Genomic DNA, 17756 nt, shown 5'->3' with positions numbered 1-17756 from the left:
GCGCATGAACTCTACAAACAGATACTCAGAAGATAGGGCCTCCAGGAAGCCCGGTGCGGTTCAGATCTTGGCGACCTGCTCGGCGTTGGAGGTCGCCAGCTTGCCTCGCCCGGCATAGAGGCTGCCCTCCAGCCCGACGCGGACGTTGCCGCCGAGGATGGCGCTCAGCGTGACGAAGGACATCTGGTGGCGCCAGGCGGCCAGCACCGACAGGTAATAGTCGTTGCCGAACAGCCGATCGGCCTGCGACCGGCCGTGCACTCCTGCATGCCGGCGTTCAGCTGCCCGCGCACCTCCGGCGTCAGTGCTGGGATACCGAGATCCCGCCACCGGTTCTCCATCTCCGAGTGCCCCGTTTCCCGCACCCGCGTCTTCACCACATGGCGCGAGGCGACCGGCATCGCCCGGAGCGTCTGAACCAGCCTACGGGCGGGTTGTTCAAGTTTGTGGCGTGTCAACCGATCACCAAGTTGACAATATCGCGAAGACTGACAAAGCTCCGCTCGCGGCGGCAATCCCAAGGGTAGCACCCGGCATGGCGCCGACGGCCCGCGCCGTTGGGGTGGGGCCGCGCCTGCCGACCGACATCCTGCGCGCGCTGATGCTGGTCCGCGCCGCCGGATACGCTGCGGGCGGAAGCGGGGCGTCGCCGACGATGCTGCATGCGCTCGTCGCCGCGCTGAACGCCGGCTTTCATCCGCTGGTGCCGTCAAAGGGCTCCATCGGCGCCGACGATCTGGCTCCGCTCGCCCATCTCGGCCGCGCCCTGCTCGGCGACCCGGACGCCGAGGTGGAAATCGGCGGAGACATCCTGCCCGCCGACGCAGCCCTGGCCCGCGCCGGACTGACGCCGCCGGTCCTCGGTCTCAAGGACGGCCACACCGTCGTCGTCGCCAACGCCCTGTCGGTCGGCCAGGGCTGCCTCGTGCTGGAGGATGCCCGCGTGGCGCTGGACGCGCTGGATGCGGCGGCGGCGCTGAGCTGCGAGGGGTTCCGGGCGCAGCTGGAACCCCTCGACCCGCGCGTCCAGCAGGCGCGCCCGGCCCCCGGACAGGCGGAGGCCGCGGCCCGGCTGCGGGCCCTGCTCGCCGGCAGCGGCCTGGAAAAGCCGGGGGCCGCCAGACGCCTTCAGGACCCGTTGAGCTTCCGTTGTCTCGCCCCGGTTCATGGGGCCGCCCGCGTGACGCTGGAAGCCGCGCGCGAACCGGTCGCCATCGAACTGAACGCCGCCGCCGACAACCCGCTGGTGGCGGTGGCCGAAGCGGGAACCGAAGGTGGAATGCTGCACAACGGCAATTTCGACATGACCGCCCTGGTCCTGCGTTTCGAAGCGCTGGGACAGGCGCTGGCCCAGGCGGCGACCATGGCGGCCCACCGCACGATGAAGCTGATGTCGCCCACGGTTTCCGATCTGCCGCGCTTCCTCACCCCGCAGGGCCAGAGCCGCACCGGATTCGCCACCGTCCAGAAGACGATTGCGGCACTGGAGGCGGAAATCCGCCATCTCGCCTTGCCGGCCTCGCTCGGCGTCCTGCCGGTGGCCGATGGCATCGAGGACCACGCCTCGATGGCGCCCGCCGTCGTCGCCAAGACCGGCGGGATCGTCGAGCGTCTGCGCTGGCTGACCGCCATCGAGCTGGCAGCGGCGGCCCAGGCGGTGGACTTGCGCGGCCCCCTCGTTCTCGGCGCCGGTACCCGCGCGGTGCACGCCTTCGTCCGCAGCCTTGTGGCGCCGCTGGAAGAGGACCGTTCGCAAGGACCGGACTTCGAACGGCTGGCGCAGTCGATCGCCGCCGGCGCGTTGCAGCAGGTCCTTGCCGCGGGAGGCTGAACGCCCGGCCGGGACGGGCTCAGAGAAGGAGCCTCAGGGCAGGATCTCGGTGTGCGACAGCACGAGGAACAGCAGGGAGTCGCCGTCGCCGATGTTCACACAGGCATAGGGGACGTCGGCGTCGAAGAGAATGGTGTCGCCGGCAGCCAGCCGGTGCAGGACGCCGGCTACCCGAAGCTCCACCACGCCCTCCGCGACGACCAGATGGGCGGCGATCCCCGGCGGATGCGCACCGCCGACCTCGCTGCCGCCGGGATGCAGGCGGATCTCGAAGACGTCGGCCCCCCGTCCCTCCCCCGGCGGGGCCAGCAGCCGCGACTGGACCAGCCCATCCGGGGAAACCAGCCGCTTGGTCTGGGATTGGCGCACCACCACCACCCCGCCCTGCTCGGTGAACCGGGTCAGCGATGCCAGCGTGACATCCAGCGCACGGGCGATCTTCCACAGCACGGTGATGGTCGGTGCGCTGCGCCCAAGTTCGATCTGGCCCAGCATCGCCCGGCTGACCCCGGACAACCGCGCCAGCCGTTCCAGCGACAGACCCTGGCGGGTGCGCAAACGCCGCAGATGACGCCCAAGGATAGCAGGGATCGCGTCCTCGGCGGATGGAGCATAGTCGTCGTTCGCCACGCTCACAGATCATCCTCTCCGCTTGAACGGGCTTATGTGCACGGCCACATTTCCCGCTTAAGGAGAAGAGAATATCTCCTTTAGCCTATTCATCAAGTAGATTTAACGTCGCAGCGCAATTGCTTGGCATCAAATCACAAAATCGAATCGTTCATTCTGTCTGCGTTCATGTTCGGCGACCAGCTGGCCGATCAGGCCGGCGGCGGCCGGCGCCGGTTCCGGCCGGCCGACAAGATAGCCCTGGATCAGACGGCAACCGTTCGCCGCCAGCCAGGCATGCTGGGCCGGCGTCTCCACCCCCTCGGCGACCAGGGTCATCGACAGGCTGCGCGCCAGCCCGATGATGGCGCGGGCAACCGCCTGTCCACCGGCATTGTCCAGTTCCGCCGCGCCCAGATTGCGGGTGAAGGACCCGTCCATCTTCAGCACGTCGAACGGCAGGCTGTTCAGATAGCTGAGGCTGGAATAGCCGGTGCCGAAATCGTCCAGCGCCAGCCGCACCCCCAGCCGTTTCAGCCCGGTCAGCACATGGCGGCTGTAATCCATGTCCTCGATCAGCAACCCCTCGGTCACCTCCAGCACCAGCAGGGCGGGATCGATGCCGGTCACCGCCAGCACGGTCCGCACATCCTCCAGCAGGGCGGGGTCGCGAAGCTGACGGGGCGACACGTTGACCGCGATCTCCAAAGGCGGCCCCCCACCGTCCGCCCATGCCCGGATCTGTCGGCAGGCGGTTTCCAGCACCCATCGGCCGATGGGCAGGATCAGCCCGCTCGCCTCGCACAAGGGAATGAACACCGATGGCGGAACGGGCGCCGCATCGCCTGACGGCTGCCAGCGCAACAGGGCCTCCACCCCGACGGGACGACCTCCGGCCGCCTCGACCAGCGGCTGGTAGACTAGATGGAACTCGCCGCGATCCAGCGCGCCGGCCAGCAACCCGCGCAGCCGGGTCCGCTCGGCCGCCGCTTCCATCATCGCCGAGTCATACTGGCAGACCGTGCTGCCGCCGCGCTCCTTGGCCCGGTACATGGCCAAGTCGGCCATGCGCAGCAGATCATCAACACCTTTGGCCTGGACGGGATAGCGGACCAGACCGATGCTGACGGTCAGCCGGTGCCGGCCGCCGGCAAGTGGAAATGGTTCGGCCATCGCCCGCAGCAGGGCATGCGAGGCCGCGGCAACCGTCCGGTCGTCGCCCTCCTCGACGACGATGGTGAACTCGTCGCCGCCCAGCCGGGCGATCGTCGGTCCGGGTCCCAGCACATCCCGTAGCCTGCGGGCCACCACAACGAGAAGCTCGTCGCCCACCGCGTGGCCGAACTGGTCGTTGATCTCCTTGAGGCCATCGAAATCGAGCAGCATCACCGACAGCTGGGTGCCGTCCTGCCGTGCCGCCGCAATCGCCTTCTCCAGGCGCCGGTGCAACTCCACACGGTTGGGAAGGCCGGTCAAAGGATCAAAATGGGCCAGCCAGGCGATCCGGTCCTCCACCGCCTTGACCTGGGTGATGTCGCGGAACACCAGCACACCGCCGATCGTCCGTCCATTCTGCACCAGGGGGCGGGCATTCACCCGCAGCCAGACGCCGGTGCCGGCCGCAACGCCGTCCGTCTGCGGTCCGCCGGAAGGGACCGCGGCCAGATACAGGCTCTCCCGGTCCATCGTCTCGCCCCGGATCGCCCGGCCCATCGGCCAAAGAGCTTCCGGGCATGGGCTGACTCCGTCCTCCAGCCTCAGGCGGTTTCCGAAATGCGCATCGAAGGCAACGCCGCTCAATGGGCCGAAAATCGCCTCCGCCGCCGGATTGGCGGTCAGGATGCGGCCGTCGCAACCGGCGACGCACACACCCTCCGCCATATTGTCGAGGACGAGACGGAGGATGGGCGCCACGCCGGCGTCCTCAGATTGCACAATCGGCGGAGGCGCCCGACGAAGGGACGAGTGCGGCATGGGAGTCACCATTTCCATGTCACATGAAGGAGAATTATTATCCATAGTGTGTATTGTTATAATAGTACATATTTTTCGTGTTTTAATGTGCGCCATATCTCCCGGATGCAGATCACTTCTCAAGTCTTTACCGAGATTCCACAGGACTTCGAACGTCGCGTGAACAACCTCAAGAAGGCTACCCATGCATTTCACTATAAACACATATGAACAAAGCCAACAAAAATCCCGGGATTCAATAGAGAATACTCCGATATCAGGGTTCGGCCTAATTGAACGGAGATCTGTCCGTTATAGCGGATCAATCGATCCGCCCTGTTTTACCGGTGCTTGAGACGAAGCCGGAAGCTGTGCATGGTCGGCCTTGCCCCCGATGCCGGGGATGCGGCCGCCGCCGGCGGACCGCATCCCGAGGCGAGGGCTTCGCCTTTCCGCCGGTCAGCCTGGACCCATCCCCCGCAACGGCGCCTCCACGCAACCACCACGGTCGTCGCCGTCGCGTGCCGTCGGAGCGCCTTTCAATGCCGTCGCCCTTTCCAAGGAGCCGATTCCCATGTCCGAAGACACCGAGCTGCGCCGAACATTGAACGAGCAGGCGGCCCGCCAGCTCGCCAACGCCACGAAGACACGGGCGCAATGGTCGGGCATCACGCCGCGCTGGCTGGTGTCCTTCCTGCCCTGGACACCGGTCGAGGCCGGCATCTACCGCCTGAACCGCGTCATCGACCCGCAGGGGCAGGTGCGGACCGAGGTCGAATGCAGCCCGCGCAACGACGCCGACCTGCCGGAAACCTTCGTTCCCTACGATGAAAGCCCGCGCGAATATTCGCTGAATGCGGTCACGACGGTGCTGGACGTTCAGACCCGGGTGTCCGACCTCTACAGCCACCCGATCGACCAGATCCAGGAACAGCTGCGGCTGCTGATCGAAAAGGTGAAGGAGCGCCAGGAAAGCGAGCTGATCAACAACGCCGAATATGGCCTGTTGACCAACGCCGCCCCGGGCCAGCGTATCAAGACCCGCAAGGGCCAACCCACGCCCGACGATCTGGACGAATTGATCACAAAGGTGTGGAAGGAGCCGGCCTTCTTCCTGGCCCATCCGCGCGCCATCGCCGCCTTCGGCCGCGAATGCACCCGCCGCGGCGTGCCGCCGCCCACCGTCACCCTGCACGGCTCGCCCTTCCTGACCTGGCGCGGCCTGCCGCTGATCCCCAGCGACAAGCTGCATGTCACGCCGGACGGCCGGACCAACATCCTGCTGCTGCGCACCGGCGAGGCGAAGCAGGGCGTCATCGGCCTGTTCCAGCCCGGCGTTCCGGGCGAGGTGGCGCCAAGCCTGTCGGTCCGCTTCATGGGCATCAACCGCAAGGCGATCGCGTCTTACCTGATCTCGCTCTACTGCTCGGCCGCGATCCTGACCGAGGATGCCATCGGCGTGCTGGAGGATGTCAATGTCGGCCATTATTACGACTATGCCTGAGTCCGCCGGCTTCCCTGCCGACTCACTCACCCTGCCGCCGTCACCGGCGGCAGGGGATGGCGATTTCGCGGGCTCGCCCGATATCGGCCTGATCGCCCGGCTCGCCAACCAGTTCTTCCAGGCGCTGCCCAACGGACTTCCATCAGCCGGCCTTCCATCCGCTGGCCCGCCGTCGGGCGGCCTGCCGGCGACCATCGGCGCGGTTCCGCCGCCGGCTGCGGTTTCCGCCGTCCAGGTGCCGGGACCAGTTCCGGCCGCGCCCTCCCTTCCGCCCGCAGCCCCCCCGGCCGGTCCATCGGCGAACCCGGCATTTGCGGCGGCAGCAGCCCCAAACCATCCGATCTCCCCGGCCGGTGATGGCGGGCTTGGCGCCATCCTGCATTCGCTGGGCGGCGCGCTGTCTCTGGTGCCGCCGCTGGCTTCGCCCCTGCCGGCTGCAGTCCCTTCGACCCCGGCGACCACCACCCCGGCACTGCCGTCGGGAAATCCATATTTCCTCGGAAGCGGCCCTGCCGGCGCGACGGTGCCGTCCAGCCCCGCCGCCATCGGTGTGCCGGGCATCTCCCCACCCACGGTTCCCGCCGCCCCCGGCCAACTGGTCGATGTCGGCGGACTGTCGGTCCAGCTGCGCGCCGATCAGGTCCCCGACCTGCCGCCGCAGGCCAGCCCGGTCTTCGACCCGCATGCCGCCCGGCGCGACTTCCCGATCCTGAACCAGACGGTCAACGGCAAGCCGCTGATCTGGCTGGACAACGCCGCCACCACGCAGAAGCCGCAGGCGGTGATCGACCGGCTCGCCCGCTTCTACGCGGAGGAGAATTCCAACATCCACCGCGCCGCCCATGCGCTGGCGGCCCGCGCCACCGACGCCTATGAGGATGCGCGCGAGAAGGTCCGCCGCTTCGTCGGCGCCGCCGATACCCGCGAGATCGTCTTCGTCCGCGGCGCCACCGAGGCGATCAACCTCGTCGCCAAGGCCTGGGGCCGCCAGTTCGTCCGCGAGGGTGACGAGATCGTCGTCACCTGGCTGGAGCATCATGCCAACATCGTTCCCTGGCAGCAGCTCTGCGCCGAAACCGGCGCCCGGCTGCGCGTGGTGCCGGTCGATGACGACGGCCAGATCCGGATGGACGACTACGCCCGCCTGCTGGGACCACGCACGAAGCTGGTGTCGCTGACGCTGGTGTCGAACGCGCTCGGCACCGTCACCCCGGCGGCGGAGATGGTGGCGATGGCGCGCGCCGCCGGCATCCGCACCCTGGTCGACGGGGCGCAGGCGGTGTCGCACATGCCGGTGAACGTCCAGGCGCTGGGCTGCGATTTCTTCGTGCTGTCGGGCCACAAGATGTTCGCCCCGACCGGCATCGGCGTACTCTATGGCCGGCTCGACGTGCTGGAGGGCATGCAGCCCTGGCAGGGCGGTGGCAACATGATCGCCGACGTAACCTTCGAGAAGACCGTCTACCAGCCGGCGCCGATGCGGTTCGAGGCGGGCACCGGCAACATCGCCGACGCGGTGGGGCTGGGGGCGGCCATCGCCTATCTGGACCGGATCGGCATGCCGGCCATCGCCGCCTACGAACATCATCTGCTCGAATACGCCACCGCCGGCCTGCTGACCGTGCCCGGCCTGCGGCTGATCGGCACCGCGCGGGAGAAGGCTGGCGTGCTGTCCTTCGTGCTGGACGGCTGCAGGACGGAGGACATCGGTCGCGCGCTCGACCGCGAGGGCATCGCCGTGCGCTCCGGCCATCACTGCGCCCAGCCGATCCTGCGCCGCTTCGGGGTGGAAAGCACGGTGCGCCCGTCGCTGGCCTTCTACAACACCTGCGAGGACATCGACGCGCTGACCGCCGCCCTCCACCGCATCCGGGCCGAGCTGGTCCGGCGCGGACAGCGGTCGTGAGGAAGACGCCCATGGCCCGCATCGTCACCCCGACCTGCTTCGCCGCCGCGTCGCGGACCCCAGAACGGACGGCGGCGGGCGACCGGGCGGAAGCCGCGCTGTGGACGAGGCTGCGAGAGGATGCCGAGGATACTGCCGGCCGCGATCCGCTGTTGCGCAGCTTCATCCACATCGCCGTGCTGTCGCATGAAAGCTTCGGATCGGCCCTGGGCGGCCATCTCGCCCGCAAGCTGGGCGACTGGTACATCTCGGCGGAGCGGCTGGCCGACCTCGCCGAGACCGCCTATGCGGAGGAACCGGCGATCGTCGCAGCGGCGGTCGCCGATCTCGGCGCCATCGTCGCCCGCGACCCGGCGGCCGACGGCTGCCTGACGCCCTTCCTCTATTTCAAAGGCTTCCACGCCCTGCAATGGCACCGCGTCGCCCACTGGCTGTGGCGGCATGGGCGCACTGAACTCGCCCATTTCCTGCAAAGCCGCGTGTCGGAGGCCTTCGCCGTCGACATCCATCCTGCGGTGCCGTTCGGCTGTGGCGTTCTGATCGACCATGGCACCGGTGTCGTGATTGGCGAGACGGCGGAGGTCGGCGACGACGTGTCGATCCTCCAGGGCGTCACCCTCGGCGGCACCGGCAAGGAGCATGGCGACCGCCATCCCAAGGTGCGCGACGGTGTGCTGCTGGCCGCCGGCGCCAAGGTGCTGGGCAACATCGAGATCGGCCGGCATGCCAAGGTCGGTGCCGGCAGCGTGGTGCTGAAGCCGGTTCCGCCCGGCGCCACCGTGGCCGGGGTACCGGCCAGGATCGTCGGCTGGACCAACTCGCCACAGGCCCCGGCGGAAGAGATGGACATGAGCCTGCCGGAGCCGGATTACACGATCTGAGCACCGCCAGAGGGAGTTGCGGAAGGCTGTGGTTCCATGCTTGAACCTTCCCACCCTATTCTTATCGCGATATATAGCAAATTATATTTGTTTATTATGTGTTTTAGTTACTATTTATTTTATATGCTATTGATGTCTATAGCCCGATTTATAAGTAGATATAATGGGAGCGGCAGAGTGTAATGAAACTGTTCCGACTGGTGGCCGTGGCCTCCCTTGCAGCCCTGATGAGCGGTGCGATCGCCGGTGCGGCTCAGGCCGACGCCACGCTCGACCGGATCAAGCAGCGCGGCAGCCTGGTCGCCGGTGTCATCCTGTCCGGCGCGCCCTTCGGTCCCCTCCCCCGCCCCCGGTACCCCTGCCCGACAATCTGGCGTCCCTCTACCGGGAGCGGATCGCCGAGCTGGCGGCGACACTGGAGGACCCGGACCACCGGATCGAAACACGCGACCGGCTGCGTCCGCTGATCGAGCGGGTAGCGGTGCGTTTCAGCACTGCCGATGCCCGCGGCGTCGAGATCGAATTGGAGAGCGATCTGGTGGCGTTGCTCAGCCTCGGGCTGAGCCCAAACGCACCGAAGGCCGGCGCTGCGGGAGCGGCCGGCCTTCGGGAACGGGTGCGTTCGGTAATGGTGGTTGCGGGGGCAGGATTTGACCTTTACCGAACTCACAGCGCTGGGCACTGAACTGAACCGTCCCTCGGCCGCAAGCGCCGCAGGTTGCGGACGATAGCTGGCCCAAACTTCAAAACCTGGTGCCGGACCGCTTCGTAAGTCACGTCCATACCGCGCTCCGCCAGAAGCTCCTCGACATAGCGGTAGCTCAGCGTGAAGCGCAGATGCTACCTGGCCGCATACTCAATCACGGCAGGAGGGAACGGACGGCGGGCATACGAGATCGACGACATCCGATGAGGATAATGTAACGATCGGCGAACCGCCATCACTCCCGTGATATCGCCGTCTCAAGGTATCCGTGGCCGAACTGCGCCGTCCATCATAGTCGGTGCCAACGAGTTGACTGTGCCCCGCCGACAGCTCACCCGTAAATTTTGTGCAGCAACCGCGGTCACGATATTTGGCAGCATCACTTACCGGCCGTCATCGCGGCGCACCTTTCCGAATGACGGATGTGCTGAACCATGGAATGCAGATATGGAGACATGTGTTCGAACATACTCTTGTAGCCGCTGCAGAGATGATTGTGCCAATGGTCGTCAACGCGTCGGATGCGGTGTTTCGGACATCCCCCATGGCAGGCGAACCGCCATTCGCATTGGACGCAGGTGCGCGGAAGATCGGCCTTCGCCATGCCGAATGCGCGCTGCTGCCGGCTTTCGACTAGTGAAGCGAGGTTGTGCTTGCGGACGTTGCCGAGCTTGTTCGCGGGATAGACATAATGGTCGCAGGAATAGATGTCTCCATTCAACTCGATGACCAGGCCGAAGCCGCAAGTCGCCTGCATGACACATAGACTGGGCTTCTCGCCCAGCCATGCGGCAAGTGCATTCTCGAACAACTGCACATGGACGCGACCAACATCCTGTCGGACCCATTCGTCGAAGACCCCGATCATGAAGCGACCGTACTCCTCTCCCGAAACCGACCAGTCGGTGACACTAGCCGTCACATCATCCGACTGAGGATGGGCGAGTTCGCCGGAGTCCCTCCCGCAGGCCCGCCGTTCGACAGCAGGGATGAATTGGATAAAGGTCGTACCAAGGTCACGCGTCAGGTAGCGATAGACCTCACCCGGATGCTTGGCCGTAGTCGAATTTACGACGGCAAGAATATTATACTCGACTCCAAATTTCTTGAGACGCTCCAACGCACTCGCCGCGCGGTCGGAAACACCGGCGCCATTCCTCAGCTTTCGGTGGCGGTCATGAAGCTCCGGCGGGCCATCGATCGACAGCCCAACAAGAAATCCGTTGTCCGACAAGAACGTGGCAAAGGCGTCATCAATGAGCAGGCCATTGGTCTGGAGTGAGTTCCTGATAACCTTGCCCTTGCCATACCTTGCCTGAAGCGCAAGCGCCCTCTCGAAAAAGGCGATACCGGCGATCGTCGGCTCGCCTCCTTGCCACATGAACTCGACTTCACGCGCCGGCGTCGCGTCTATGTAGTTCCTGACGTAGGTCTCGAGTATTTCGTCGCTCATATGCCGCTGCGGCGCAGAAGACTTCAGCGTACCTTCTTCTTTTTCAAGATAAAAACAATAGTCGCAGGCGATATTGCATCGGTAGCCGGTCGGCTTCGCCATCAGATGAAATGGACGACGTGCTTTCCGGCGAGTTCCTGACATTTCTTCACCCCATCCCCACACCGAGCACCAAAAGACGGAAAGTCACGGCTACTTGCCATGTCCGGGTCCCGATGCGCATCGTATCATGTCGTTTCGGTTGAGGCGTGAACCCCAATCTCTGGCCAGCAGTTCGCCAGTCAAAAGGCAAAGACCTTGCGCGGTTGACATCGAGCGCTCCAAGCCCGGAAAACACGGCGGCCGGGAGATAGGAAGCAAGTCCCTGCGCGGCGGGACACGATGCATCGGACACCGGGATAACGACAGTCACGACGGCGCGCTCATAGCTGCCCACTTTGTCCCGCCGCAACTTGATTTCCACCCAAAGCGGGAGTCCCGAACGTCGTCTACAGATAGGCTGCCTCAGAAATGCTGCGAAACGATGAGGTTTGCAGCATCGCCCAGGGTAGCCCATCTGTCGGCGTATCCGGGCAAACCTGCTCAGGGAGAAACGACCTGCAAAACGATTCTGGAAATATGGGGAAAGCCGGCGATGCTGCTGGCGCAGAACGCCACGAGGGCAATGGCGGATGGCAATCCGAACGAGGAATGGCTGCGGTGGGAAACGATTTCGGAACCGACGACGCGGCGGCTTCGGGCCATGCGGTACACGGTGAAGATGAAAATCAGGAGAGTTAATAGAGCCAATGCCAGAAAAGCATTCTGTTCCTTCAGGCGCAGTCGTAGAACGATCAACAGAATCGTGCACATACCGGCAAACGTCCTGAACCATGCCAGAGATGTCCTTTCCATTTGAAGGCCAGGATCTCTGTTTGAAACAGTTAAGATGTTTTCAGACATTTGACATATTCCATATTACAATACAAATGATGACGCCCATCGTAAAGCTCACGATCCTCTGCGCTGGCGTGTATTGCAGGTCGCTGTTCAGCCGCATCGCTTTCTCGTTGCCTTGCCAGCGCCAATATCCGTATACGGCGAGCGCCAACGAGCAGAGATACAGGACAAGCGCGAGGTTTTCGCGGATAGTCGTCGTTCCGATGTTCACAAGTCCCTGGTCGAGGGCTACCCCACCGGCCAGGAAGCCAAGCGATGTGCGGATCCATGCAAGGAACGTACGCTCATTTGCCAGCGTAAACCGGTAATCAGGAGCCTTGCCAATTTCTGACATCTTCATTTTGGAATGCCTGACGGATTTTCAGCGCGTGTTTTTGTTGCTGTTGGCCTGGAGATCGCCGCGCAGGGCGCATCCCCAGGATGCTTCGGCTTCTCGTCATACGACGCGGTGAGGAAACGACCGGCTGCCGTGGCAGCCCGGGCGACCGAAGGCGACCTGCCCGGAAGCTCGCGGTTCCTTCGCCGGGGATGGTACGATGAACGATTGCCGTCACAGCTCCAATCGTCGGAAGGCTTCGTCCGGTGCATCGTGGAGACGCATGATTTCCATCATGCCGGCCGTCAGACGGCCGACCACCTCCCCGTCGTCGATCGGCGAGACCTGGGTCGGATCCGTCAGGAGATCATAGAGAACCGTTTGCGAGTCCTTGAACGAAAGCCCTTGCGGCGGCTCCTTCGCTTTGTTGCCGGCATAGGCCGGAACCTTCAGCAACGGCATGCCCTGAGTGAAATCGAAGGGGTCTACGAGTTCGGCCGCGGACAACTCTTCGGTCGAGAAGAAGCTCTTCATGTGCAGCGGGATTAGCACATACTCGTACAATTCCTGCCCGACCATGTCCGTCGGGTAGCGGAAATAGACATACCGTCCGTCCGTCACGTTTGTCGCCCCGCCGAACATTCCGAAGATCGCGACATCGCGGATCGTGCTGTCGTTGTCGAGCACTGGCAGCAATGACCGGCCGGTGACCGTTGCCGGCGCCTGAACGCCAAAGCAGTCCAGAATGGTCGGCATCAGGTCGATGGTCTGGGTAAGGGCCTTGCGCCGGCCATCGCAGCGGTGCTCCGGATGCCAGAAGAACAAAGGGATGTGGGAGATTTCCTCGTAGAAGGGCATCACGTTCTTCGCCCACCATTCATGCTCGCCGAGCAGGAAGCCATGATCGGTGGTGACGATGAGAGCGGTATCCTTCCACAGATCCTGCTCGTCGAAGACATCGAGCAGGCGGCCGAGCTGTTCGTCGCACAGCGTGAGGAGCGCGGCGTAATTGGCGCGGATCTCCGCGATCTCGGCAGTCGACTCCGTCGTCCGCTTGTAGCGCGGCCAGTCGAGGATCGGGCCGTCATAGCCGCTCGGAAAGCGCTTGCGCAGCCGTTCCGGCGCATGGAACGGCTCGTGCGGGTCAAAGGTTTCCAGGTGAAGCAGCCAGTTGTCGGCGCTCCCGTTGGTTTCCAGGAACTCCAGCGCGGCGTCGAAACACTTCACGCTGGGGAAATCCGCCTCCTCCTTGATGTATTCCCGATTGATCATATAGTTGAGCCGGCCGTCGGTCGGCTCGGCCTGATGCTGCATGGGATGATACATCGCCTTGAACCGGTCGATCGGCGGTTCGACCAGCGCCTTCCATTTGTCCTTCTCCTGCCCGCGGATGTAATCCCAACTGGAATAGCGCTGGTGATAGGTCGCCCCGCCGTCCTCGAAATAGTGGAAGTGATCGGAAATCAGGTGGCTGTAAACGCCTGCTTTTTGCAGCAGTGCCGCGTAGGACGTGTCGTAGGGTTCCAGCGGGCTCCACCCACGATGAAGGAAGTTCAACCGGCCGGTGTGCAGGTCGCGTCTTGCGGGCATGCAGGGGAGGCTGCCGGCGTAGTGGGTGTCGAACACGGCGGCCCGGCGCGACAGGCGGTCGAAATTCGGGGTCGGGATGGCGGTGCCGCCATAGGCTCCCAGCGCATGCCGGTTGAGGCTGTCGAACAGGACGAAAACCATGCGCATCGCAGTCACTCCAGATTATTGACGGCGAGAAAGGCGCGCCAACCGCCATAGGGGCTGATGTCGCGCGCCGCCGGAGCCTCGACCGGATCGCAGAGGTAGCCGTAAACCTCCATTCCGCTTTCCAGCCGCACGCGACCGATCCGGATGGGGCTCTGTACCAGGCTCGCGAGCCTATCGACGGCTCCGGAAGGCAGTTCGTACAATTCGCCGTCGATGGCGGCCCCCGCCTCCATGCCAACCTCGACAAGGCCCGGCTTGAAAGGCGCCCTTTCCCCCCGTGCAAGCAACCGGTAGCAGCGGTCTGTTCGCGCGGTCCCGACAAGGCGAGCGCCTTGATCACGCAACTCTGAATTCCGTGGCAAGCCCGTCAGATGGTTGCCGATCGCCAATATGAAAACAGAATCGGGATGAATGCCTGCTATCGTCATTCTTTCGTCACTCCAACAGAGCTCTTTGAAATGCTCCTGATGCGCAGTCGAGTGAAGAAACAGCAAATTCCTCTCCCGATTGGAATTGGTTCCGATCGAGTGGAGTCGTGGATTCTGCTGGATGCTGTAATGCGCGTTCAGGATGCATGGCCTGCGACTGACCACCGCGGCTCTTTCACGTTACTTGCCGTCGCTCCTTGTTTGCATGTACTGTGAACTTTCGGTTCATCAATGTTACTTAATTGAGACCTTCAGTCCAAGCCAATCGGGCTAACAGGCCGATAACAAAAGAGTATGGAAGGACGTCGTCGATGGAATTGCGTCAACTCCGCTACTTCGTCGCCGTGGCGCGCTTGGGGCATTTCGGCCGTGCCGCGGCGACGCTCCGGCTGGCGCAGCCGGCGCTCAGCCGGCAGGTTGCAAATCTGGAGGCGGAGCTTGGCGTCAAGCTCCTGCAACGCCATTCCCGGGGCGTAACCCTGACCGCGGAGGGGGAACTGATCCTCGGCCGCGCCGAGGCCCTGCTCGCCGAGGCCAGCGCCCTTGCGCAGGACGCGCGTGCACAACAGTCCGAACCACAGGGGTTGGTGACGGTCGGTTTCTCGCCGAGCGTTGCCGAGCAGTTTGCCGCACCGTTGATCATCCGCAGCCTGCAACGCTATCCCAAGGTGCGATTGAGGGTCATGACGGCATCCAGCCCGGTCCTGGAAACCTGGATCCACGAAGGTCAGCTCGACGTCGCCATCCTCAACGGCCCGACGGACCCGTCCCGTTTCCTGCTGACGCCGCTGTTGGAGGAGCCGATTTGCCTGATCGGCCTGCGGGATGATCCGCGCCTTTCGGTGGAACGCATCGACATCGGCTGCCTTGAACATGTCCCGCTGATCGTCACCGGTCCCCCCGACGGACCGATGCAGCGCATCCTGTTCGCCGCACAGGCGAAGGCGGGGCGTTCGTTCGTACCACTTGCACAGGTCGACACTGCGGGTGTCGCACGCCAGCTCGTGTCCGCCGGCGTCGGCCTTATGGTGGATGTGCCGGCGGTCGCACGGGTGGAGCTGGCGGCAGGGCTCTTGAAGGCCGTCCCGATCGCGAACCTCTGCATCCAACGGTTCCTCGCCCGCGACAAGGCGCGCGCCGGCTCCGACACCGTGGCCCAACTGGCCGTGTTGCTGCGGCATTGTGTCACGGACACGATTACCCACAGCATGTGGCCGGATACGGTCAGCCTTCTGGACGAGGTATGAGCCGGGTAACGGGTGGCGCGTCGCGGATGTCCTGTGCCAGGCCATTGCTCCCTTCGCCGCTATCGGCGCCTTCCACCGCGCCCTTTATGAAGCCACCCCTCCGTCCCGGACCGGAATGCTCGACGAGGCGCCAAGCCCGGCCTGACCCACACCGTTCCCAGGCGAGCGTCAGGCCGCCCGGATTGCCGACAGGAAGGACGTGACTTCCTGATGCAGTGCGGCCGCCTTCTCCGACAGCGTCTTGGAGGCACACAGAACCTGTTCGACGGCGATGTCGGTCTGGTTGGCCGCCGCGTTCACGTCACCGATGTTGCTGCTCACCTCCTGGGTACCGTCCGCCGCCTGGGCAATATTGCGGGCGATCTCGCTCGCGGTGGCGTTCTGCTCCTCCGTGGCAGAGGCGATGGTGGTGGTGATTTCGTTGATCGAGGCGATGATGGTACCGATTTCCTCGATCGCCGCCACCGTGCTGACGGTCGCCGACTGCACGCCGGCGATCTGTGCCGAAATTTCCTCGGTTGCCCGCGCCGTCTGGTTGGCAAGGCTCTTGACCTCACCGGCGACGACAGCGAACCCCTTGCCTGCCTCGCCGGCCCTCGCGGCTTCGATGGTCGCGTTCAGCGCCAGCAAGTTGGTCTGATTGGCAATGTCCTGGATCAGCCTGACCACGTTGTCGATGCGCTCGACGGAGGTGGCGAGGTCGCGGACGCTGCTGCCGGTACGCCCGGCTTCGGCGACGGCACGGCCGGCTATCTCATGGGACTGGGCGACCTGCCGGCCGATCTCCTGGATGGCCACGGTCATCTCTTCGCTGGCGGCGGCAACCGTCTGGACGTTGGACGAGGTCTGCGCGGCCGCCACCGCACTGGCGGTCGATCGCCGTCGGGTCTGATCGGCCAGCACAGCCATCAGGTCGGCTGTCTCGCCCAATTCGCCGGACGAATGGCCAAGTGTATCCAGGATATCGGCTGTTCGCAGGTCGAAATCACGGACCAGGGCCTCCAACCGGTGTGTCCGGGCGCTTCTTGCCCTGGCCTCGGCCTCGCTGGCCTCGGCCAGCCTGATGCGCTCGATGGCGCCGGCCTTGAGAACCATCAGCGCTCCGGCCATGTCGTCGAGTTCGTCGCCGGCACCTGCCTGTGGGATGTCGACGGCGAGGTCGTCGGCCGACAGCCTGACGATGGCGGCGGTCATCCGGTGGAGGCGGCGTACGATTTGCCGGAACAGGATGCCCGCCGCGGCGCCGAAGGCGATGATCATGACGGCGATGATTGCCAGCGCCCCGGCCAGACGCCACCAGGCGCCGTTGAGCGCTTCGGCGTTGCTTTCCTTGGCGTGGGCAAGGGCCGCATCCCGCATCAGAAGGATGTTGTTCGCCACCGATCCAGACCAGGGATTCCATTCGGCGAAGGCGATCGGTGGCGCAACCTTGTTCCGGGCAGCTTCGGCTATGGACTGGAATCGCTGCTCGCCGGCGGTCATGACCGTTGTGTTGAGATGCTCAACGGCCTGTGCGAGATCAGGAGGGAGCCCGAGATTTTCAACCGACTTCCGGAGCTGTTGCCAAAGCAGCCCGATCTTGCCGGTCATTTCCGAAACGGCGATGTTACGATCCTGTGACAGTGCAGCCCCGCTCACGAACACGCCGAGCATCGCCGACCTTATGCCGACAAGGTCCCGCAGATCCTGGGCGAGCCGTGCCAGATTGGTGCTGGCGAGCAGGGAACCGTCCATGCGAACCGTTTCCCGGTACGCGCTGTCGATCGCACGGCTGCCCAGTTCGTTGACCGCCACCAACCCCTCCACCAGCGTGGCGAAGCCATTGGCCGGACGTGCGGAACGATCCTGTGTCAGCACCTGCCGGGCGGCACCGCGAACCGCGATGAGTCGTTCGGCGATGCGGTCGATGTCATCATGTGGCAGCCCCGCCACCACGAAGCGACGCTGCGTTTCGTTCACCACCTCGTCCAGGGCTGCGCCCGCCATGTCGACGCGCTTGCCGGCTTCGCCGCCAAGTGCATCGGCATTGTTGAAGGCTAACCCCCACGCCGACCGCTCCGTCGGAATGCGGGAGGCAATGGACAGTGTCATCTCGTAAGCGGCAAGGTTCTTTTGTACACGGACCTTGGTGGTCAGGTCGGTGACCGCATCGAAAGCGACATACCCTGCCAAGCACATCGGGACCACCGCCATCGCGGCATTCGCAGTGATAAACCTTGCCAAAATCCTCATGTCACCACTCCGGT

The 17756-nt window shown here is 64.5% G+C and carries 14 protein-coding genes; 5 read left to right on the top strand and 9 right to left on the bottom strand.

The genetic code is table 11. The annotated features are described in order from the left end of the window. Positions 1-60: 60 nt before the first annotated feature. Positions 61-261: a 3-keto-5-aminohexanoate cleavage protein gene (locus tag J2848_RS13130; RefSeq protein WP_342787937.1), complete on the bottom strand. Its 201-nt coding sequence runs from the start codon at positions 259-261 to the stop codon at positions 61-63. A gap of 274 nt (positions 262-535) precedes the next feature. On the opposite strand from J2848_RS13130, the gene J2848_RS13125 reads away from it, so the two are divergent. Then, positions 536-1831 carry an aromatic amino acid lyase gene (locus J2848_RS13125; RefSeq protein WP_246193859.1) on the top strand — a complete coding sequence of 432 codons (1296 nt, stop codon included), beginning with the start codon at positions 536-538 and terminating at the stop codon, positions 1829-1831. A 33-nt stretch (positions 1832-1864) separates the two neighbouring features. Here the strand turns inward: J2848_RS13125 and J2848_RS13120 are convergent, their stop codons facing one another. Together J2848_RS13120 and J2848_RS13115 are read right to left on the bottom strand one after the other, a co-directional pair. Then, entirely contained in the window at positions 1865-2461 is a 597-nt protein-coding gene (locus tag J2848_RS13120; protein ID WP_246193858.1) for a helix-turn-helix domain-containing protein, read from the bottom strand. Positions 2462-2590: 129 nt separating this feature from the next. Then, positions 2591-4354: a sensor domain-containing protein gene (locus tag J2848_RS13115; protein ID WP_246193857.1), complete on the bottom strand. Its 1764-nt coding sequence runs from the start codon at positions 4352-4354 to the stop codon at positions 2591-2593. A 613-nt stretch (positions 4355-4967) separates the two neighbouring features. Here J2848_RS13115 and J2848_RS13110 point away from each other — a divergent pair. From J2848_RS13110 to cysE, 3 genes are read left to right on the top strand one after another with little or no spacing between them, the layout of a single operon-like run. After that, positions 4968-5897 (top strand): family 2A encapsulin nanocompartment shell protein, encoded by a 930-nt coding sequence (locus J2848_RS13110; protein ID WP_149231441.1) that lies wholly within the window; start codon positions 4968-4970, stop codon positions 5895-5897. After that, positions 5869-7803: a family 2A encapsulin nanocompartment cargo protein cysteine desulfurase gene (locus tag J2848_RS13105; RefSeq protein WP_246193856.1), complete on the top strand. Its 1935-nt coding sequence runs from the start codon at positions 5869-5871 to the stop codon at positions 7801-7803. Before J2848_RS13110 ends, J2848_RS13105 begins: the two co-directional genes overlap by 29 nt. An 11-nt stretch (positions 7804-7814) precedes the next feature. Continuing rightward, on the top strand, positions 7815-8684 hold the full coding sequence (gene cysE / locus J2848_RS13100) for a serine O-acetyltransferase (protein ID WP_301311630.1): 870 nt from the start codon (positions 7815-7817) through the stop codon (positions 8682-8684). A 1085-nt stretch (positions 8685-9769) separates the two neighbouring features. Here the strand turns inward: cysE and J2848_RS13090 are convergent. From J2848_RS13090 to J2848_RS13070, 5 genes are all read right to left on the bottom strand, one after another. Continuing rightward, complete coding sequence (locus tag J2848_RS13090; protein ID WP_211103112.1) at positions 9770-10945, bottom strand: anaerobic sulfatase maturase; 1176 nt, start codon at positions 10943-10945, stop codon at positions 9770-9772. Between the two features lie 480 nt (positions 10946-11425). Then, positions 11426-11785: a DUF202 domain-containing protein gene (locus J2848_RS13085; RefSeq protein ID WP_149231438.1), complete on the bottom strand. Its 360-nt coding sequence runs from the start codon at positions 11783-11785 to the stop codon at positions 11426-11428. Further along, positions 11778-12122 carry a YidH family protein gene (locus J2848_RS13080; protein WP_149231437.1) on the bottom strand — a complete coding sequence of 115 codons (345 nt, stop codon included), beginning with the start codon at positions 12120-12122 and terminating at the stop codon, positions 11778-11780. The genes J2848_RS13085 and J2848_RS13080 overlap by 8 nt, the downstream gene beginning before the upstream one ends. 210 nt (positions 12123-12332) lie before the next feature. Beyond that, positions 12333-13829, bottom strand: coding sequence for a sulfatase (locus J2848_RS13075; RefSeq protein WP_246193890.1), 1497 nt, complete (start codon positions 13827-13829; stop codon positions 12333-12335). Between the two features lie 11 nt (positions 13830-13840). Then, complete coding sequence (locus J2848_RS13070; RefSeq protein ID WP_149231435.1) at positions 13841-14329, bottom strand: allophanate hydrolase-related protein; 489 nt, start codon at positions 14327-14329, stop codon at positions 13841-13843. Positions 14330-14574: 245 nt separating this feature from the next. Between J2848_RS13070 and J2848_RS13065 the strand changes: the two genes are divergently transcribed. Then, on the top strand, positions 14575-15510 hold the full coding sequence (locus tag J2848_RS13065; protein WP_149231434.1) for a LysR family transcriptional regulator: 936 nt from the start codon (positions 14575-14577) through the stop codon (positions 15508-15510). 168 nt (positions 15511-15678) lie between these two features. On the opposite strand, the gene J2848_RS13060 is transcribed toward J2848_RS13065, so the two are convergent. Beyond that, the gene (locus tag J2848_RS13060; protein ID WP_246193854.1) at positions 15679-17742 is read right to left on the bottom strand and encodes a methyl-accepting chemotaxis protein; all 2064 of its coding nucleotides are present in this window, start codon (positions 17740-17742) and stop codon (positions 15679-15681) included. Positions 17743-17756 lie beyond the last annotated feature (14 nt).

The organism is Azospirillum lipoferum, assembly GCF_024170005.1.
Classification (GTDB): Bacteria; Pseudomonadota; Alphaproteobacteria; order Azospirillales; family Azospirillaceae; genus Azospirillum; species Azospirillum lipoferum.
The sequence above is the reverse complement of the archived record's forward strand: the minus strand, read 5'-3'. Positions and strand labels throughout refer to the sequence as shown.